This is a genomic window from Azospira sp., assembly GCF_030247495.1.
GTDB lineage: Bacteria > Pseudomonadota > Gammaproteobacteria > Burkholderiales > Rhodocyclaceae > Azospira > Azospira oryzae.
The window spans coordinates 22,023-40,288 of sequence record NZ_JAOTRW010000013.1 but is presented as its reverse complement, the minus strand read 5'-3'; the positions used below and the strand labels follow the sequence as shown (position 1 = coordinate 40,288).

At 66.0% G+C, this 18,266-nt stretch carries 19 protein-coding genes and 5 tRNA genes; 16 read left to right on the top strand and 8 right to left on the bottom strand.

Annotated elements, in window-relative coordinates; all coding sequences use genetic code 11:
* Positions 1 to 2 precede the first annotated feature (2 nt).
* The 10 genes from uvrC (at position 3) to OEL49_RS16935 (ending at position 4,155) form a co-directional block, all read left to right on the top strand.
* A complete protein-coding gene (uvrC, locus tag OEL49_RS16980) occupies positions 3 to 1,853 on the top strand; it encodes an excinuclease ABC subunit UvrC (protein ID WP_205229987.1) in 1,851 nt (616 codons plus the stop codon).
* Entirely contained in the window at positions 1,854 to 2,429 is a 576-nt protein-coding gene (gene pgsA, locus OEL49_RS16975; RefSeq protein WP_014237523.1) for a CDP-diacylglycerol--glycerol-3-phosphate 3-phosphatidyltransferase, read from the top strand.
* A gap of 81 nt (positions 2,430 to 2,510) precedes the next feature.
* Positions 2,511 to 2,586: transfer RNA gene (locus tag OEL49_RS16970), tRNA-Gly, on the top strand.
* 52 nt (positions 2,587 to 2,638) lie between these two features.
* A tRNA-Cys gene (locus OEL49_RS16965) sits at positions 2,639 to 2,712 on the top strand.
* Between the two features lie 16 nt (positions 2,713 to 2,728).
* Positions 2,729 to 2,804, top strand: a tRNA-Gly gene (locus OEL49_RS16960).
* Positions 2,805 to 2,852: 48 nt separating this feature from the next.
* Positions 2,853 to 2,928: transfer RNA gene (locus OEL49_RS16955), tRNA-Gly, on the top strand.
* A 138-nt stretch (positions 2,929 to 3,066) separates the two neighbouring features.
* Entirely contained in the window at positions 3,067 to 3,270 is a 204-nt protein-coding gene (locus OEL49_RS16950; protein ID WP_014237524.1) for a hypothetical protein, read from the top strand.
* A 70-nt stretch (positions 3,271 to 3,340) separates the two neighbouring features.
* Positions 3,341 to 3,425: transfer RNA gene (locus OEL49_RS16945), tRNA-Leu, on the top strand.
* Positions 3,426 to 3,442: 17 nt separating this feature from the next.
* Positions 3,443 to 3,883, top strand: a complete 441-nt coding sequence (locus OEL49_RS16940; RefSeq protein WP_287875870.1) for a DUF1178 family protein — start codon at positions 3,443 to 3,445, stop codon at positions 3,881 to 3,883.
* Positions 3,880 to 4,155 carry a DUF2795 domain-containing protein gene (locus OEL49_RS16935; RefSeq protein ID WP_014237526.1) on the top strand — a complete coding sequence of 92 codons (276 nt, stop codon included), beginning with the start codon at positions 3,880 to 3,882 and terminating at the stop codon, positions 4,153 to 4,155. Before OEL49_RS16940 ends, OEL49_RS16935 begins: the two co-directional genes overlap by 4 nt.
* 6 nt (positions 4,156 to 4,161) lie before the next feature.
* Here OEL49_RS16935 and nosD read toward each other — a convergent pair whose 3' ends face one another.
* From nosD to OEL49_RS16915, 4 genes are all read right to left on the bottom strand, one after another.
* The gene (gene nosD, locus OEL49_RS16930; RefSeq protein ID WP_287875867.1) at positions 4,162 to 5,397 is read right to left on the bottom strand and encodes a nitrous oxide reductase family maturation protein NosD; all 1,236 of its coding nucleotides are present in this window, start codon (positions 5,395 to 5,397) and stop codon (positions 4,162 to 4,164) included.
* Entirely contained in the window at positions 5,394 to 6,113 is a 720-nt protein-coding gene (gene dnaQ, locus OEL49_RS16925) for a DNA polymerase III subunit epsilon (RefSeq protein ID WP_130458502.1), read from the bottom strand. The genes nosD and dnaQ overlap by 4 nt, the downstream gene beginning before the upstream one ends.
* Positions 6,114 to 6,184: 71 nt before the next feature.
* Positions 6,185 to 6,637, bottom strand: coding sequence for a ribonuclease HI (rnhA, locus tag OEL49_RS16920; protein WP_014237529.1), 453 nt, complete (start codon positions 6,635 to 6,637; stop codon positions 6,185 to 6,187).
* Positions 6,627 to 7,355, bottom strand: coding sequence for a class I SAM-dependent methyltransferase (locus OEL49_RS16915; RefSeq protein WP_152089199.1), 729 nt, complete (start codon positions 7,353 to 7,355; stop codon positions 6,627 to 6,629). The genes rnhA and OEL49_RS16915 overlap by 11 nt, the downstream gene beginning before the upstream one ends.
* A gap of 28 nt (positions 7,356 to 7,383) precedes the next feature.
* Here OEL49_RS16915 and gloB point away from each other — a divergent pair, with 28 nt between their 5' ends.
* Positions 7,384 to 8,187: a hydroxyacylglutathione hydrolase gene (gloB, locus tag OEL49_RS16910; protein ID WP_287875862.1), complete on the top strand. Its 804-nt coding sequence runs from the start codon at positions 7,384 to 7,386 to the stop codon at positions 8,185 to 8,187.
* A gap of 32 nt (positions 8,188 to 8,219) precedes the next feature.
* On the opposite strand, the gene OEL49_RS16905 is transcribed toward gloB, so the two are convergent.
* Both OEL49_RS16905 and OEL49_RS16900 read right to left on the bottom strand, forming a co-directional pair.
* Positions 8,220 to 8,585: a response regulator transcription factor gene (locus tag OEL49_RS16905; protein WP_287875859.1), complete on the bottom strand. Its 366-nt coding sequence runs from the start codon at positions 8,583 to 8,585 to the stop codon at positions 8,220 to 8,222.
* Complete coding sequence (locus tag OEL49_RS16900; protein ID WP_014237533.1) at positions 8,582 to 9,544, bottom strand: diguanylate cyclase domain-containing protein; 963 nt, start codon at positions 9,542 to 9,544, stop codon at positions 8,582 to 8,584. The genes OEL49_RS16905 and OEL49_RS16900 overlap by 4 nt, the downstream gene beginning before the upstream one ends.
* 159 nt (positions 9,545 to 9,703) lie before the next feature.
* On the opposite strand from OEL49_RS16900, the gene rmuC reads away from it, so the two are divergent.
* Both rmuC and OEL49_RS16890 read left to right on the top strand, forming a co-directional pair.
* A complete protein-coding gene (gene rmuC / locus OEL49_RS16895; protein WP_205230689.1) occupies positions 9,704 to 11,212 on the top strand; it encodes a DNA recombination protein RmuC in 1,509 nt (502 codons plus the stop codon).
* 7 nt (positions 11,213 to 11,219) lie between these two features.
* Complete coding sequence (locus tag OEL49_RS16890; RefSeq protein WP_152089197.1) at positions 11,220 to 11,702, top strand: DUF3293 domain-containing protein; 483 nt, start codon at positions 11,220 to 11,222, stop codon at positions 11,700 to 11,702.
* A 6-nt stretch (positions 11,703 to 11,708) separates the two neighbouring features.
* Here the strand turns inward: OEL49_RS16890 and OEL49_RS16885 are convergent, their stop codons facing one another.
* Complete coding sequence (locus OEL49_RS16885) at positions 11,709 to 12,929, bottom strand: polyhydroxyalkanoate depolymerase (protein ID WP_287875854.1); 1,221 nt, start codon at positions 12,927 to 12,929, stop codon at positions 11,709 to 11,711.
* Positions 12,930 to 13,097: 168 nt separating this feature from the next.
* On the opposite strand from OEL49_RS16885, the gene OEL49_RS16880 reads away from it, so the two are divergent.
* Entirely contained in the window at positions 13,098 to 15,488 is a 2,391-nt protein-coding gene (locus OEL49_RS16880) for a serine/threonine protein kinase (protein WP_287875851.1), read from the top strand.
* Between the two features lie 67 nt (positions 15,489 to 15,555).
* Here the strand turns inward: OEL49_RS16880 and OEL49_RS16875 are convergent, their stop codons facing one another.
* Positions 15,556 to 16,353: an outer membrane protein assembly factor BamD gene (locus OEL49_RS16875; protein WP_014237563.1), complete on the bottom strand. Its 798-nt coding sequence runs from the start codon at positions 16,351 to 16,353 to the stop codon at positions 15,556 to 15,558.
* Positions 16,354 to 16,489: 136 nt separating this feature from the next.
* Here OEL49_RS16875 and rluD point away from each other — a divergent pair, with 136 nt between their 5' ends.
* Entirely contained in the window at positions 16,490 to 17,536 is a 1,047-nt protein-coding gene (gene rluD, locus OEL49_RS16870) for a 23S rRNA pseudouridine(1911/1915/1917) synthase RluD (RefSeq protein WP_412784070.1), read from the top strand.
* Positions 17,517 to 18,266 carry a peptidoglycan editing factor PgeF gene (gene pgeF, locus OEL49_RS16865; RefSeq protein WP_014237565.1) on the top strand — a complete coding sequence of 250 codons (750 nt, stop codon included), beginning with the start codon at positions 17,517 to 17,519 and terminating at the stop codon, positions 18,264 to 18,266. Before rluD ends, pgeF begins: the two co-directional genes overlap by 20 nt.

Sequence of the window (18,266 nt, the reverse complement as noted above, 5' to 3'; positions counted from 1 at the left end):
CCATGAGCGAGTCTCCGGAAGCAACGGCCCCGGCGGCCGGGCCGGCAACGCCGGCCTTCGACGCCAAGACCTTCCTGGCGACCCTGACGGACCTGCCGGGGGTCTATCGCATGCTCGACGCCGAGGGCAAGGTGCTCTATGTCGGCAAGGCGAAGAACCTGAAGAAGCGCGTTTCGTCCTATTTCCAGCGCACCGTTTCCAGCCCCCGCATCGCCCTCATGGTGAGCCGCATCTGCGGCATCGACACCACCGTGACCCGCTCCGAGGCCGAGGCCCTGCTGCTGGAAAACAACCTCATCAAGAGCCTGGACCCGCCCTTCAACATCCTCTTCCGGGACGACAAGTCCTACCCCTATGTGCAGCTGACCCGGGATCAATTCCCTCGCCTGGCCTTCTTCCGCGGCGCTCCGGACCGCAAGGCCGACTACTACGGCCCCTTCCCGGCGGCCTCGGTGGTACGGGACTCCATCCACCTGCTGCAGAAGACCTTCCACCTGCGCACCTGCGAGGATTCGGTCTTCGCCAACCGCTCCCGGCCCTGTCTGCTGTACCAGATCCACCGCTGCAGCGGTCCCTGTGTCGGCCTTATCTCCGCCGAGGAGTACGCCAAGGACGTGCAGCTGGCCGCCATGTTCCTCAAGGGCAAGCAGCACGAGGTGATCCAGCGCCTGACCGAAGCCATGGAACAGGCCTCCATGGCCCTGGCCTTCGAACAGGCCGCCGTGCTGCGGGACCGCATCCAGGGCCTGCGCCGCATCCAGGAAAAACAGTACGTGGACAGCGGCCGCGACGAGGATGCGGACGTTGTGGTGGCGGTGCAGGAGTCGGGCATGCTCTGCCTCAACCTGGCCATGATCCGCGGCGGCCAGCACCTGGGCGACAAGCCCCTGTTTCCCAAGAATGCGGCGGATTGTGAGCCGGCCGAGGCCATCGCCGCCTTCCTCGACCAGCATTACCGGGAGCATCCCATTCCCGCCCGCATCCTGGTCAATGTGCCGCCGGCGGACGAAGAGGCGGCCGAGAGCCTGGCGGCCCTGGCCGAGCGGCCGGTGCCGATCCAGGAACCGCGCCAGACGGCCCACCGCATGTGGGTGGAAATGGCGGTGCAGAACGCCCGCATCGCCATCGCCTCGCGCCGGGCCACCCTGTCCATGCAGGGGCAGCGCCTGGAAGCCCTGCAGGAAGCCCTGGGCCTGGCGGAGCTGCCGCAGCGCATCGAGTGCTTCGACATCAGCCACACCCAGGGCGAAGCCACCGTGGCCTCCTGCGTGGTGTACCAGGGCAACGGCATGCGCAAGTCCGAATACCGGCGCTACAACATCCGCGACATCCAGAAGGGCGACGACTACGCCGCCATGCGCCAGGCCGTCTCCCGGCGCTACGACAAGGTGGCGGTGGGGGAGGGCGTCTGCCCGGACCTGATCCTCATCGACGGCGGCAAGGGCCAGGTCGGCGTCGCCTACAGCGCCCTGGAGGAACTGGGGCTGGCCCATGTGCCCATGATCGGCGTCGCCAAAGGCGTGGAGCGCAAGGTCGGGCTGGAACAACTGATCTTTCCCGACGGGCGAAAGCCGTTACAATTGCCCTCAACACACCCGGCCTTGCACCTGATCCAGGAAATCCGCGACGAGTCCCACCGTTTCGCCGTTTCCGGACACCGCGCCCAGCGCGGCAAGGCCCGCAGGACTTCGACCCTGGAGGAAATCCCCGGGGTCGGCCCGACCCGGCGCAAGGCCCTGATCGCCCATTTCGGCGGACTCCAGGGCATCGCCGGCGCAAGCGTGGACCGGCTGGCCGAAGTGCCTGGCATCAGTCGGGATCTGGCGGAACGAATCTATTCGGCGTTGCACTGAATGCCCTTCAACATACCTATCCTTCTCACCTGGCTGCGCATCGTCCTGATCCCCCTGCTGATCGGCATCTACTACGTGCCCGAATCCTGGGCCAGCCTGCAGGAGCGCAACCTGATCGCCACCCTGGTCTTCGTCGTGGCCGGCCTCACCGACTGGTTCGACGGCTACCTGGCCCGGGCCCTCAACCAGACTTCGGCCTTCGGCGCCTTCCTCGATCCGGTGGCGGACAAGCTGATGGTGGCCACGGCCCTCATCATGCTGGTGCAGTTGGATCGCACCAACGCGGTCATCGCCGCCGTCATCATCGGCCGGGAAATCACCATTTCCGCCCTGCGCGAGTGGATGGCCCAGATCGGCGCCTCGAAAAGCGTGGCCGTGTCCATGATCGGCAAGATCAAGACCACCGCCCAGATGGCCGCCATTCCCCTGCTGTTGCTGCAGGAGCCGGTGGCCGGCATCGACGTCATGGCTGCCGGTACGTGGTTGATTTATATCGCCGCCGTGCTGACCCTGTGGTCCATGGGCTACTACATGCGCATGGCCTGGCCGCAAATCGTCCAGCACGCGGAAAAATAATTGCCGTCGCAGAACTGTTGACAGGCCCGCGAAAGGCCTTATAATGCGGACCTCGTTGATTGCAGCACTGATCAACACGACGCGGGAATAGCTCAGTTGGTAGAGCGCAACCTTGCCAAGGTTGAGGTCGAGAGTTCGAGACTCTTTTCCCGCTCCAGAATTCAAGGAGAGAGCTGACCGCTTTCTTCAGCAGCAGTAAGAATGTTTCTGGCGCGATAGCAAAGCGGTTATGCACCGGATTGCAAATCCGTGTAGGTCGGTTCGACTCCGGCTCGCGCCTCCAGGTTGAAAAGTAATACGCGGGAGTAGCTCAGTTGGTAGAGCGCAACCTTGCCAAGGTTGAGGTCGAGAGTTCGAGACTCTTCTCCCGCTCCAGTTTCACCAAGGCCGGATCGATGTCCGGCCGGCAGTAAAAAGCTTCATGCGGGAATAGCTCAGTTGGTAGAGCGCAACCTTGCCAAGGTTGAGGTCGAGAGTTCGAGACTCTTTTCCCGCTCCAAATTGAAAAGGGCAGTGCGCAAGCACTGCCCTTTTTGCATTCAGGCTTCCGCCGCAGCTTCTCCCCGGGCCGATTCTCTTCCCGCACTTTCCCGTTGCATCATCTACAGTTAGGTAGACGCGTCGGCGGGAGTCTCCCATGGGCATCAAACCGATCAGCAACGGCAATATGTTCGCCATCGTGGCGCGCACCAATCTGGCCGCCAGATTGGGATTGCAGTCCCAGCCCGCAGCACCGGTCGCCGGCGACAAGGGCGGCAGTCAGAACCCGGCCCAGGCGCCGTCCCCCGTCGTCAACGGGCAAGGGCAGGTGACCGGCAGGATCATCGATACCCAGGCCTGAAAGCCTCGCCGTTTGGCGTTCTGGCTGCCCCGCCCGGCGGGAAGCCGCTATAATCCTGCCTTTCGCATCCGCCCGGGTGGTGAAATTGGTATACACAGCGGACTTAAAATCCGCCGCCGCAAGGCTTACGGGTTCAAGTCCCGTCCCGGGCACCACGACGCCTGGCACCCAATTGATCATCTTTGAACTCTCCTGCGAGCAGGAGCACCGCTTTGAAGGCTGGTTCCGATCCGCCGAGGACTATCAGTCCCAGCAGGAACGGGGCCTGGTCACCTGTCCCCACTGCAATTCCCACCAGATCCGCAAGATCCCGGCCGGCATCCACCTGGCCCAGGGCGGTGAAGGGGCGGCGCCGGCGGCTGAGGCTCCGCCTGCGACCGTGGAGACCTCCCTGTCGCCTCTGACTGCCTATCGCCAGGTGGTGGATTTCCTCATGAGCGTCAGCGACGATGTGGGCTCGGCCTTTGCCGAGGAGGCCCGCAAGATGCACAACGAGGAAGTGCCCCGGCGCTCCATCCGGGGCCAGGCTTCGGACGAGGAATTCGCCGAACTGGAGGAGGAGGGGATCGGCGTCTTCCGCCTGCCCCTGCCGAAAAAGGAAGACCTCAATTGATCGTCACCAATCAGGCCCTGACCATGGCCGTGGTGATTCGCCACGACGGCCAGCAGGTGACCCTGGTGCCCATGCGCAGCGGCAAGCTGACGGCCCAGCGGCTCCTGGCCAGCCAGTTCAACCATGACTGGCAGACTTCCGATTACCCCCTGGAAAAGGCGGTGCAGAGCTTTCTCGCCCACGCCCGGGACCATGGCGCCTCGAAGGAAGTCCTGAACGGCCTGGAGCGCCTGGCCAAGCGGGACCAGGACGTGGTGGCAAGCCTGTTCTAGGGAGCCTCAGCTCTTGCCGCGCAGGATGCGCGGTTTCGGGTCCTGCAGGATCAGGGTGGGGTGGGAGAAGGGCGCCAGTCTTTCCAGGAAGTCCAGCATCTCCAGCACCGGCGAATTGCGGAAGAAGCGGGCCGCCGGCGTGTCCATCCAGATACGGTCGGCGTAGGCGTAAATCTCGTGGGGGGTGTCGCCCCAGCCGTCGCCGTTGCGGTCGAAACCCTGATAGTCGTCCCAGTAGTTGCCCAGCCAGAAGTCGTTCTGCTGGTCCCCCGCATTGCTGGCCATGACCTGCCACAGATTGTTCTCGAAGCGGTTGGCGATGGCGATGTGGCCGCCCCGTTCGCCGTAGAAATTGACCCCGGTGACGTTGTGGGCCAGGCGGTTGCGGTGCAGGACGATGCGGTTGAGGGGATGGGAAGGGGAGTCGGCCATGATGCCGACGGCGCAATGGATGATGTCGTTGTCTTCCACCAGGATGGCCGCCGTCTCCTTCAGGGCGATGCCGGCGCCGGAGGCGTCCATGGCGTGCAGGACCCGGTTGCGGCGCAGGATGGCGCCTTCCGAATTCATGATGACGATGCCGGTGGAGTTGCGCTCCAGCACGTTGTCCTCGATGCGGCTGCGGTTGGCGAAGAGGAAGTTCATGCCGCGCCGGCTGTCCCGGATGGTGTTGCGGCGGAAGTGGTTGCGCGGGGCGTTGGTGATGGTCAGGTCCCGGGTCTGGGCAATGTCGTTATCCTCGATCAGGTTGCCGGCGCTATACCACAGGCGCAGGGCATCGCCCCGGTCGGCCGAATCCACGTTGAAGGAGCGGATGCGGTTGCGGCGCAGGATGTTGTGGTCCGACTGCTTGAGGGAAATGCCGAAGAGGCTGGCCTCGATCACGTTGCCTTCGATCAGGTTGCCGTGGCCTTCGATGCTGATGGCCGCATCCAGCTGGTCGTGGGAATCGCCGCTGCCCACCAGGCGCAGCCCCTTGAGGCTGGCACCGCTGGCCCTGAGACTGAGGATGGTGCCGTGGCCACCGTTGTCGATGGTCACCTTGCCCTTACCGTCCACATGCAGGGGCTTGTCGATGCGTACCGGCCCGGCATAGACGCCCGGTGGCGGCACCAGGACGCCACCGGCGGGAGTGGCGTCGATCCAGGGTTGCAGGGGAGGGAGCGGAGCCGCCGTCGCGGTCGTGGCGGCCAGCAGCAGCGCGGCCAGCCACAGGCAGGGGCAACGGCGGAGGAAGCTCATGCGGCGGGAGGCTCGGCCGGGGGCGGCGCCCACAGGCACTTGCCCTTGCTTTCCTTGTTGATGCCGGCCAGCACCTGCTCGTGGGCGGCCAGTTCTTCGATGCTGGCCCGCAGGACCCGGGTGGGGCGGCGCTGGCCCGTGCTCATGGCGATTTCCGCGGCGGCGGCCGGCGCCTGGCCCAGGTCGATCATCAGGCTTTCCTGACCCCGGGTCATGGCCACATACACTTCGGCCAGAATCTCCGCATCGAGCAAGGCGCCGTGCAGGGTACGGTGGGAGTTGTCCACCTCGTAGCGGTCGCACAGGGCGTTGAGGTTGTTCTTCTTGCCCGGGTGCATCTCCTTGGCCATCTTCAGGGTGTCCACCACCCCGGAGCAGACCTCGCCGACGGGCGGCAGCTTGAGGCGGGCCAGCTCGGCATTGAGGAAGCCCACGTCGAAGGCCGCGTTATGGATCACCAGTTCGGCGCCGCGGATGAAGTCGAGGAACTCGGCGGCGATGGCGGCGAACTTGGGCTTGTCCGCCAGGAATTCCAGGCTGATGCCGTGCACCGCCTGGGCGCCTTCGTCGATGGCCCGTTCCGGGTTGATGTACTTGTGGAAATGGCGGTTGGTGAGACGGCGGTTGACCATCTCCACACCGGCCACTTCGATGATGCGGTGCCCCTGCTTGTGCTCCAGGCCCGTGGTTTCCGTATCTAGAAATATCTGACGCATGACGTTTCCGATGTTAGGCAAGGGCGGCCGGTTTATCTGCCGCCTAGATCAAATCCGTTGAATATGGGGCTTCAGGCGCTCTGGCGCAGATCCTCGATGCCCCGGTTGGCCAGCTCGTCGGCCCGTTCGTTGCCCGGATTGCCGGCATGGCCCTTGACCCAGGTCCACTCCACCTGGAACTGTCTGGCCAGCACGTCCAGCTCCTGCCACAGGTCCGCGTTCTTCACCGGCTTCTTGTCGGCGGTGCGCCAGCCGTTGCGCTTCCAGTTGTGGATCCAGGCGCTGATGCCCTGCTGCACGTACTTGGAGTCGGTGTACAGTTTCACCGGCACCGGCCGCTTCAGGGCCTCCAGGGCGCGGATGACGGCAGTCAGCTCCATGCGGTTGTTGGTGGTGTCCCGTTCGCCGCCCCACAGCTCCTTCTCGTGGGCGCCGGCGCGCATGAAGACGCCCCAGCCGCCCGGCCCCGGATTGCCCTTGCAGGCGCCGTCGGCATAGATTTCCACAGTTGCCTCATTGGCCATTGTCGTTCGCTTCCTTCTGAGTGATGGGCGCCAGGGCCTTGGCCCGCGCCTTGCGTTCTTTCCAGGCGGGCAGCACCAGGCGCATGCCCGGCACCCGCTTCACCGCCCGCAGCAGGTAGGTGCCGCCAGCAAAGCCCCACCAGCGGTCGCCGGCCGGCTCCATGAAGTGGCAGCGCTGCAGCCATTTGCTTTGTTCGAAGGGCGGGGCGTAGCAGCCGAAATTGCCCCGGTCCACCTCGAAGCCCAGCAGGGCCAGCCAGTCCTTCAGGCGCAGCACCGAGAGATAGTTGCCGTTCCAGGGGAAGAGACCCTCCCGCTGGCCCGGCAGGTAGCGGCGCAGGCCCCACAGGGAAAGGGGGTTGAAACCGGCGATGACCACCTGGCCTTCGGGAATCAGCACCCGCTCCACCTCCCGCAGCATCTGGTGCGGGTCCGGCAGGAATTCCAGGACATGGGGCAAAACCACCAGATCGAGGGAGGCACTGGCGAAGGGCAGCTGGCGCAGGTCGCAGCGCACATCCACCAGGCCGGACTCGCCGGCCTTCAGGCGCAGGGGAATGCGGTTGTCCCGCAGGTAGTCCACCTGGGGCAGGCCCAGCTGCAGGGCGTGGAAGCCGAAGATGTCCGCCACCAGGGCATCGATCTTGGCCTGCTCCCATTCGAGTACGTAGCTCCCCTGGGGGGATTGCAGCCAGGCATCGAGTCCGGGAATTGACATGGGAACGCGGTCCGCCAATAGTGCGTGTATGGAAACTAGTCTACCTGCTTGCGCGCCCCTGCGGGGCATCTCGGCCATTCCGGCCTTCAAGGACAACTACATCTGGCTGCTGCAGTGCGGCGACCGGGCCCTGGTGGTGGACCCGGGCGATGCCGCACCGGTGCAGGCAATCCTGGCCCGGGAAGGACTCCGGCTGGAGGCCATCCTGCTCACCCACCACCATGCCGACCACAGCGGTGGCGTTGCCGCCCTGGCAGGCGACGGGGTGCGGGTCCTGGGACCGGCGGCGGAGTCTATCACAGGCGTTGGCGAGCCGCTGCGGGGTGGGGAGCGCCTGGAGTTCGCCGACCTGGGTCTGCAGTTGCAGGTGCTCGCCGTGCCGGGTCATACCCGGGGTCACCTGGCCTATTACGGCCAGTGGGAAGGGGCGCCAGTACTCTTTTGTGGCGACACCCTCTTCGGCGCCGGCTGTGGGCGGCTGTTCGAGGGCACCCCGGCCCAGATGGCCCATTCACTGGGCCTCCTGGCGGCGCTGCCGCCCCAGACCGCGGTTTTCTGCGCCCACGAATACACGGCGGCCAACCTGGACTTCGCCCTGGCGGTGGAACCGGGCAACCGGGCCCTGGCCGAGCGGGTGCGGAAGGTGGCCGCCATGCGCCGGGCTGGGCAGGCCACCGTGCCTCTCTGTCTGGCGGAGGAGCTGGCGACCAATCCTTTCCTGCGCTGCGGCGAGGCGGAAGTGCGGGCCAGTGCCGAAAGGCAGGCGGGCCACGCGCTGGCGGATGAAGTGGCGGTGTTTGCCGCCCTGCGGGAGTGGAAGAACCACTTCTGACCCGGCGCCGGGCGGCGGCAGGTCGGGGGAGGTCAGGCCCGGCTGAGGGCCTCGAGCACCTTGGCGGCGTTGAAGGGCTTGACCACGAAGCCGTTGGCGCCCAGTTCCAGGGCTTCCTGGACGTTTTCCTTGCTGGCGTTGCCGGTGATCATGATCACCGACACCTGGGGGAAGTCCCGCTTGATTGTTTTCAGGGTTTCCAGGCCATTCATTTCCGGCATGATGACGTCGAGGCAGACCACGTCGGGCGTCATGCGCTCCACCATTTCCCGGGCCTGGATGCCGTTGCGGGCCTCGCCCACCACCTGGTAGTCCTCGTTGCGCAGGATGCCGCGCAGCAGGGCGCGCATGACATCGTTGTCATCAACGATGAGAATTTTCGGGTGACGCTGACTCATGGAGCTGGGCAGGGAGCAGGGGCGGTGGACATGCGGCAGACCTGGTTGCGGCCGGCCTGCTTGGCTTGGTAGAGGGCCTGGTCGGCAGCCAGGAGCAGGGCTTCCGGGCTGGTTTCGGGGCTGGCGACGAAGGCCGAGACACCGCAGCTGATGGTCACCTGGCCGTGATGAGAACCGGCATGGGGCATCTTCAGCTGGGCCACGCTGTGGCGCATGCGCTCGGCGACGAAGGCGGCGCCGCCCAGCTTGGTGTCCGGCAGGATGATGGAAAACTCCTCGCCGCCGTAGCGGGCCAGGAGGTCGCCGCCCCGCTCCATGGCCTTGGCCATGGCCGAAGCCACCTTCTTCAGGCATTCGTCACCGGCCTGGTGGCCGTAGGTGTCGTTGAATTTCTTGAAGAAATCCACGTCGCACATGACGATGGCCAGCTCCGTGCCCTGGCGCATGGAGCGGCGCCATTCCCGTTCCAGGGCCTCGTCGAACATGCGGCGGTTGGCCACACCGGTGAGGCCGTCCACGGCGGAGAGGCGCTTCAGCTCCTGGTTGGCCGCATCCAGCTTGCGCGTCAGCACCAGCAGGGAGTGGCGCATCTGCACGATACGCTGCATGGCGCGGATCTTGGCCCGCAGCACCACGTCGCTGACCGGCTTCTGCAGGTAGTCGTCACCGCCGGCGGCGATGCCCTTTTCCAGGTCGGCGTCGCCGCTCATGGCGGTGAGGAAGATGATGGGGGTCCATTCGCCCGGCTTTTCCAGGTCCCGGATGCGCCGGGCCACGGTGTAGCCGTCCATGTCCGGCAGCACCACGTCGAGCAGCACCAGGTCGGGGCGCTCGGACTGGAACAGTTCGATGGCCTGGGCGCCGCAGGACGCCGGAACCGGAATGTTGCCGAGTCTTTCCAGATGGTGGCAAACCACAGCCAGTGAGGTTTTGGCGTCCTCGACGACAAGGGTTTTCATATTGTTTTTGTACGGCCCGGGCGGGTGAGTGGAATCAGTGGTGCATTTTATCCCTTTGGCCTGCTTCCGGGGGGCGCATTCCGTCACGTTCGTCCCGAACCAGGTCCCGGGCCGAGTAAAATGGCGATTCCCGCCTGTCTGCATTTTTTCGGAACCTTCATGACCGACACCCTGTTGCTGATTCTTACCGTCCTCGCCCTGCTGATTCTCGGCGGTCTGGTGCTTCTTCTCCTGCGCAGCCGCGAGCGGCAGGATGCCGCCCTGGCCCTGGTGCCCCAGTTCGCCGCCGTGGACGGCGCCCTGGCCCGGCAGGAGCGGGCCCTGCGCGAGGAACTGGCGGCCATCCGCCAGGAATCTGCCCTGGAAGCCCGGCGCGGCCGGGAGGAACAGAGCGAGGCCCTGGTGCGCCTGACCCAGGCCCTGGGCAGCCAGGTCGGCCAGCTGGGCCAGTTGCAGGCCCAGCAGCTGGAAGTGTTCGCCCAGCAGCTGGCCCGCAGCCGCCAGGAGACCGCCGCCGAATCCCACCAGGGGCGGGAGGCCCAGGCCCAGGGCCTGGCCCGCCTGGCCGAATCCCTCAACGCCCAGGTGGGCCAGTTCGGCCAGACCCAGGGCCAGCACCTGGAAGCCTTCGCCCAGCAGTTGGCCCAGGTTTCCCAGGCCCTGGACCAGCGCTTCGAGCAGCTGCGCCAGGTGGTGGAAGCGCGGCTGGTGGCCCTACAGGCGGATAACGCCGGCAAGCTGGAGGAGATGCGCAAGACCGTGGACGAAAAGCTCCACGCCACCCTGGAGCAGCGCCTGGGCGAATCCTTCAAGCTGGTTTCGGACCGGCTAGAGCAGGTGCATCGGGGCCTGGGGGAAATGCAGACCCTGGCCGCCGGCGTCGGCGACCTGAAAAAGGTGCTGACCAACGTCAAGACCCGGGGCTCCTGGGGCGAAGTGCAGCTGTCCAATCTGCTGGAGCAGATCCTGACGCCGGAGCAGTACGCCACCAACGTCATCACCCGGCCCCGCAGCAACGACCGGGTGGAGTTCGCCATCCGCCTGCCGGGCAAGGGCGACGGTCTGGCCGATGCGCCGGTGTGGCTGCCCATCGACGCCAAGTTCCCCATCGAGGATTACCAGAAGCTGCAGGACGCCCAGGAGCGGGCCGACGCAGCCGGGGTGGAGGAGGCCGCCAAGGCCCTGGAAAACCGCCTCAAGCTGGAAGCCAAGAGCATCCGCGAGAAATACGTGGAGCCGCCCCACACCACGGATTTCGCTCTGCTCTACCTGCCCATCGAAGGCCTCTACGCCGAGGCCCTGCGCCGGCCGGGCCTGGCGGAGATGCTGCAGCGGGAATACCGGGTTTCCCTCTCCGGCCCCACCACCCTGACGGCCATGCTTAACAGCCTGCAGATGGGCTTCCGCACCCTGGCCATCGAAAAGCGCTCCTCCGAGGTGTGGTCGGTGCTGGGGGCGGTGAAGACCGAGTTCGGCAAGTTCGGCGAGGCCCTGGCGGCCACCAAGAAGAAGCTGGAGCAGGCCACCAACAGCATCGGCGCCGCCGAAGTGCGTACCCGCCAGATCGAGCGCAAATTGAAGAGCGTGGAGGCCCTGCCTTCGGGAGAGGCGTCCGGCCTGCTTTCCGGACTGGAGAGCCTGGAAGTGCCCGAGGATAGCCAGGAGTAGGGTAGGCATGGCCGAAAGCCCCGTCCCTGCTGCCTTGCAGGCCGCCTATCGGGCCACCACCTACCGGGTTTGGCTGCCCGAGGGGGCCGTCGATCTGCGGGTGGGCGAGGCGTGCCCCGCCCTGGCGGCCTACGTGGCGGCCAGGGGCGGACGGGCCTGGATGGTGGTGACTGCCAGCAATCCGGCCTCCGAGCCCCTCGGCGAGGCTGCCAATCTGGCCCGGCAGCGGGCCCTGGCCGGGCTGCTGCACAGCCTGGGCCTGCCGGCCCTGGCGGCGGAAAACCTGGCCGACGATGGCCAATGGCCGGCGGAAGCCGGCTTTTTCGTCACGGCGCCGGTCTTGGACCGGGAACTGGCCCTGGCCCTGGGGCGCCACATGGGCCAGAACGCTGTCCTGTTCGGCGTTGCCCAAGGCGATGCCGGCACCCCGGACACCACCCCGGAACTGCTGTGGTGCCGGGAGGTGGCCCCGCCCGGAGCGGCGGGCTAGGCTGGCTCAGCCCTGGTGGCGGCGGATGAAGTCGCGCACCTGGGGATAGATCACTTCGCGCCAGCGGCGGCCGCTGAAAATGCCGTAGTGGCCGACGCCGGGGCAGAGGAAATGGGCCCGCTGGGGCGCCTCCAGGGAAGCGCACAGGTCGTGGGCGGCATGGGTCTGGCCGGGGGCGGAAATGTCGTCCAGTTCCCCCTCCACGGTCATCAGGGCGGTACGGCGGATGGCCGCCGGGTCCACCGTCCGGCCGTGCACCACCAGGCGGCCTTCCGGCAGGTAGTGGTTGAGGAAGACCCGTTCCAGGGTTTCCAGGTAGTACTCGGCCGGCAGGTCCATCACCGCGTTGTATTCGTCGTAGAACTTGCGGTGGGCCTCGGCCGAATCGCCGTCGCCCTCGATCAGGTGGTTGTAGAAGTCCAGGTGGGCGTCCACGTGCCGGTCCTGGTTCATGGAAACGAAGCCGGCGTGCTGCAGGAAGCCCGGATAGACCCGGCGCAGGGCGCCCGGGTACTTGGTCGGCACCCGGGTGATGACCTTGGTCTCGAACCACAGCCGGGTGTGCTTCTTGGCGTAGTCGTTCACCGCCGTGGGATTGATGCTGGTGTCGATGGGGCCGCCCATCATGGTCATGGAGCGGGGCTGGCAGGGATCGTCGTCGGCCGCCAGCAGGGAAATGGCCGCCAGCACCGGCACGGTGGGCTGGCAGACGGAGATGACATGGACCTCCGGCCCCAGGTGGCGGATGAAGTCCTGGATATAGCTGACGTAGTCGTCGAAGCGGAAGGGGCCGTGGGCCAGGGAGACCTGGCGGGCGTCGATCCAGTCGGTGACATAGACGTCGTGGTCCGGCAGCAGGGCCCGCACCGTGTCCCGCAGCAGGGTGGCGTAATGGCCGGAAAGGGGCGCGCAGAGCAGCACCCTGGGCGCCGCCTGGCCGCTCTGGCGGACGAAATGGAGCAGATTGCAGAAGGGCTTGTGCACGGCCACCGCTTCGCTGACGGCCGCCTCCCGGCCCTCCACCGTGGTGCGGTCGAGGCCGAAGGCGGGCTTGTCGTAGCGGCGGATGAGGCGCGCCATCAGCTCGGAACCGGCGGCGATGCGGGCGCTTTCCGGCAGATAGGAGAGGGCGGAGAAGGGGTTGGCGAAGAGCTGCTGGGTGGTTTCGGCCCACAGGCGCAGGGGGGTCAGCAGGGAGTGCTGGAATTCGTGCAGGTCGTAGAGCATGGGGGGCGTAACCTATGATTATTGTCGTACCGGGAATTCCCGGACATGGCCGGATTCTAATGAAAAATCCGTCAGTTGGATGACCGGGCTGGGCGCCGCAGTGAATTAGTCCATGTCCGGGAGGCAACGGAGCGGCTAGAATGGCCGACAAATATCAAGGGGGCCGACATGGCACTGCAAAAGATCGGACGTTTCGAAATCCGGCGCGAACTGGGTAGGGGAGCCCAAAGTGTGGTTTACCTGGCGTATGACCCGCAGCTGGAGCGCGAGATCGCCATCAAAACCTTGCACTTTTCCCGCCCCGACGCGGCCCAGAATGCCGCCCTGCTGGCGGAGGCGCGTACCGTCAGCCAGCTGCGACATGCCAATATCGTACCGATCTTCGAGGCGGGCGAAGAAGACGGCGATCTTTACCTGGTTTTCCAGTATGTACCCGGCAAGAACCTGGCCCAGTACCTGAAGGATGCGGGGGCCCTCTCTCCGGTCAAGGCCGTCACCCTGATGCGCTCCATCCTGGAGGCGGTGGCCTGTGCCCACGAACAGGGCATCATCCACCGGGACCTGAAGCCTTCCAACATCCTCCTGGACGAGGACGGCATTCCCCAGGTCATGGACTTCGGCATTGCCGCCCGCATCGAGGACCTGGACAGCAAGCAGGGCGACTTCACCGGCACCCCGGCCTACATGGCGCCCGAGTACATCGAATCGCGTACGGTGGGAGTGCGGGGCGACATCTTCGCCGCCGGCCTGGTGCTCTACGAGCTGCTGACCGGCCGCCGCGCCATCCAGGGCAGCGATCCCTTCCAGGTGATGCGGCGCATCACCCAGGAGGATCTGCGCCTGCCAAGCGAGGTCAGCCTGGATGAGCGCATCGTGGACGTGCTGTACAAGGCCACGGCGCGCAATCCCCTCAACCGCTACGAATCCGTCGCCCAGTTCCTGCAGGCCCTGGATAGCTACCTGGACCCGGTGGAGGAGGAGGGCGCCGCCACTGGCGGCAAGCAGAGCACCCTGGATTTCCTGCTGCGGCGCATGCGGCACAAGAGCGATTTCCCCGCCCTCTCCGAATCGGTCAGCGCCATCAACAAGATCGCCACTTCCGAGACGGAGAGCATCGCCCGGCTGTCCATGACCATCCTCAAGGACTTCGCCCTCACCAACAAGATCCTGCGCCTGGTCAATTCGGCCTATTACCGGCAGGCCGGCGGCGGCAACATTAGCACCGTGTCCCGGGCGGTGATCGTGCTCGGCTTCGATGCGGTGCGCAATATTGCCATCACCGTGCTCCTCTTCGAGCACCTGCAGAACAAGTCCAATGCGGCCCAGCTCAAGGACGAGTTCCTGCGGGCCAATCTGGCCGGCATCCTGGCCAAGGACATCGGCACCCTGACCAGCACCCGGGATGTGGAGCAGGCCTTCATCTGCGCCATGTTCCACAACCTGGGCCGCCTGCTGTGCCAGTACTACTTCCCCGAGGAAAGCGAGGAAGTGAAGAAGCTCATGGGGCAGAAGGAGATCGGCGAGGAGGCCGCCTCCCTGCAGGTGCTGGGCATGTCCTACGAGGAACTGGGCATCGGCGTCGCCCGTACCTGGGGCTTCCCGCCCCTGATCGTCAACAGCATGCGCAAGCTGCCTGGCGGCAATGTGCGCCTGCCCAGCACCCCGGAGGACAAGCTGCGGGTGCTGGCGGCCTATGCCAACGAGCTGTGCCTGATCATCGCCCAGGCCGGCCCCGATGAGCGGGCCCGGGAACTGAAGAAGCTGGCGGCCCGCTTCGGCGACAGCGTCAAGGTGGAAGAGCGGGACCTGCGCAGCACCATCGAGAAGTCCATCGAACAGGTCAAGGAATTCGCCAGCATCATCCGCCTCAACCTGCAGCAGACCGCCTTCGGCCGGCAACTGCGGGAATGGATGGGGGAGAAGCCGGCCGCCTCGGCCGCCGGCGAGGACGATTCCAGCATGGCCGGCACCATCCTCAGCGAACAGCTGGGCGGCGAGCTGCTGCCCGCCGCGGTGGTGGGCGAGGGGCAGGCGCCGGATTCGGCGACGGCCCAGGCCATCCTCACCGCCGGCATTCAGGACATTTCCAACACCCTGGTGGAGGAATACAAGCTGAACGACATCCTGCGCATCATCCTGGAAACCATGTACCGGGCCATGGGCTTCAAGCGGGTCATCCTGTGCATCAAGGATGCCCGCCACAACACCATGCAGGGCCGTTTCGGCTTCGGTCCGGACGCCACGGAGATCGCCCGGCAGTTCCGCTTTCCCCTGAGCTTTTCGCCGGACATCTTCCACGCCGCCATTTCCAAGGGTGTGGACATCCTCATCAGCGACACCAACGACCCCAAGATCAAGCCCCGCATCCCGGACTGGTTCCGCAAGGTGCTGACCTCGGAAACCTTCGTCCTCTTCCCCCTGACCATCAAGGGCAATCCGGTGGCCATGATCTATGCCGACAAGGACGGTGCCGGAGACATCGTCATCCCGGAAAAGGAGCTGTCCCTGCTGCGCACCCTGCGCAACCAGGCCCTGCTGGCGATCAAGCAGTCCATTTAAGGGGGCGCCCCCCGGATGGCAATAAAAAAGGCCGGGAATTCCCGGCCTTTTCGTTTTCAGCCATGGCTTACCAGAGCTTCCACCAGGGTTCGACCCGGTTCAGGCCCCGGGTGTAATAGACGCTGTTGGGGTAGTTCTTGCGCATCACCCGCTCCGCATCGTCGCGCAGGTCGATCATGCCCATTTCGTCGTAGGCCTTGACCATGATGAAGAGGGCCTCCTCGATGGCCGGGGCGTCCGGGTAGTTCTTGATGGCGCTCTGGGCCCGGTTGGCAGCGGCCACATAGGCCTTGCGCTTCATGTAGTAGCGGGCCACATGCACCTCGTTGGCGGCCATGGCGCTGACCAGGTACTTCATGCGCTGCACCGCATCGGGGGTGTATTTGCTGTCGGGGAAGCGGCTGGAGAGGGTCTTGAAGGCGTCGAAGGACTCGCGCATGCCCTTGGGGTCGCGCTCCGTCTGGTCCTGCATGCTGACGTGGCCCATCATGCCCAGGTCCTCGTTGAAGGTGACCAGGCCTTTCAGGTAGTAGATGTAATCCACATTGGGGTGGTCCGGATGCAGCTTGACGAAGCGGTCGCAGGCGGCGATGGCGGAGGCCGTTTCGCCGGACTTGAAGTAGGCGTAGGCCACTTCGATCTGGGCCTGCTGGGCGTAGCGGCCGTAGGGATAGCGGGATTCCAGCTTCTCGAAATACTTCACGGCCTTGTCCCACGACCCCTCGCTCATGGCCTCCTTGGCCTGGGTGTAGAGCTTGTTGGCGGACCAGCCGGCGGTCTCGTCCTTTTGTTCCGGCAGCAGGCCGCAACCGGAAAGGGAGAGCAAAGCGGCGAAAATCAGAGCTAAAGCCGGTAAACTACGCATGATGAACAGTCCAAAAACGAAAGCCAAGGCGCGCCGAAGTGAGGCGCCCGCCGAAATGAGTGCGGCCGATTATAGCGCAAAGCCCATGTCATCTCCGTCTCCATCCCCCGCTTGCGGCGCCGGGTCGCCCATATTCGTGCCCCTCGATGCCGGCGGCCGCCGCCTGGACCAGGTGCTGGCCGAACTGCTGCCCCAGTATTCGCGCAATCGCCTGCAAACCTGGATCCGGGAAGGCCGGGTCTCCCTCAACGGGCAGCCGGTGCAGGAGCCCAAGCACAAGCTGCTGGGCGGCGAGTTCCTCAACCTGGAGGAAGTCCAGGACGAGAAGCTGGCGGCCGAGACGCCGGAAGACATTCCTTTTCCTGTGGTGTACGAGGATGAAGCCATCCTCATCATCAACAAGCCGGCCGGCCTGGTGGTGCATCCGGGCAGCGGCAACTGGAGCGGCACCCTGCTCAACGCCTTGCTGCACCACACGCCCCAGCTGGCCCAGGTGCCCCGGGCCGGCATCGTGCACCGCCTGGACAAGGACACCTCCGGCCTCATGGTGGTGGCCAAGACCCTGGAGGCCCAGACCGACCTGGTGCGCCAGCTCCAGGCCCGCACCGTGAAGCGGGAATACCGGGCCCTGCTGGTCGGCTATCTCAACCGCAACGGCACGGTGGATGCGCCCATCGGCCGCCATCCCACCCAGCGCACCAAGATGGCCGTGGTCCAGCACAATGGCCGGGAGGCCCGCACCCATTACACGGTGCTGGAGCATTTCGAGCGTTGCACCCTGGTGCAGTGCCGCCTGGAGACGGGCCGCACCCACCAGATCCGGGTGCACATGGCGGCCCTGGGTTTCCCCCTGGTGGGCGATGCGGTTTACAACAAGGGCAAGACCGCCGGGGTCCGTTTCCCCCGCCAGGCGCTCCATGCCTACCGCCTCGGCCTGATCCACCCCCTGACCCGGGAACCCATGCAGTGGGACGCCCCGGTGCCCGACGACATGGCAGCCCTGCTCAAGACGCTGCGCAGCGAATGGGACGAGATCAAGACCCTGCGCCGCCAGCGCCAGGAAGAAGCCTGGGCGGAGGAGTGGGGCGACGACTGGGAGGACGAGGAGGAGGTCGAGGTGCTGGAAGCAGAGGGCGCCGAACTCCTGGAAGACGAAGACTTCGATGACGAAGCCGACGAATAGCCTGCCCGGCTTCGCTCCCGACTGGCCAGCCCCGCCCCGGGTGCGCAGCCTGCAGACCACCCGCAGCGGCGGCGTCAGTCCGGCTCCCTATGCCAGCCTCAATCTGGGGGATCACGTGGGCGATGCGCCGGCCCATGTGGCGGCCAACCGGGCCCTGCTGCGGGCCGGCCTGCCGGGCGAGCCCCTGTGGCTGCAGCAGGTGCACGGCAACCGGGTGGCCGACGCCGATAGCGCCACCACCGGGCGGGAGGCCGACGGGGTGGTGGCCCGGCGCCCCGGCAGCGTCTGCGCCATCATGACTGCCGACTGCCTGCCGGTATTGCTCTGCGACCGGGACGGTACCGTGGTGGGCGCTGCCCATGCCGGCTGGCGCGGCCTGGCGGCCGGTGTCCTGGAAAACACGGTGGCTGCCATGGGGGTGGCCCCGGAGCGGCTCCTGGCCTGGCTCGGGCCGGCCATCGGCCCCCAAGCCTTTGAAGTCGGGCCTGAGGTGAGGGATGCCTTCGAGAAGGCCGATCCACGGGCGTCCCAGGCCTTCGTCCCCGGCGCCTCCACCGGCAAGTATCTGGCCGACATCTACGCTCTGGCCCGCCTGCGCCTGCAGGCAGCCGGCGTCCGTGAGATCCACGGCGGCGGCCTGTGCACGGTCGGCGACGCCGCCAGCTACTTTTCCTACCGTCGCGACCGGGTCTGCGGCCGCATGGCCTCCCTCATCTGGCTGGAGCCCTGA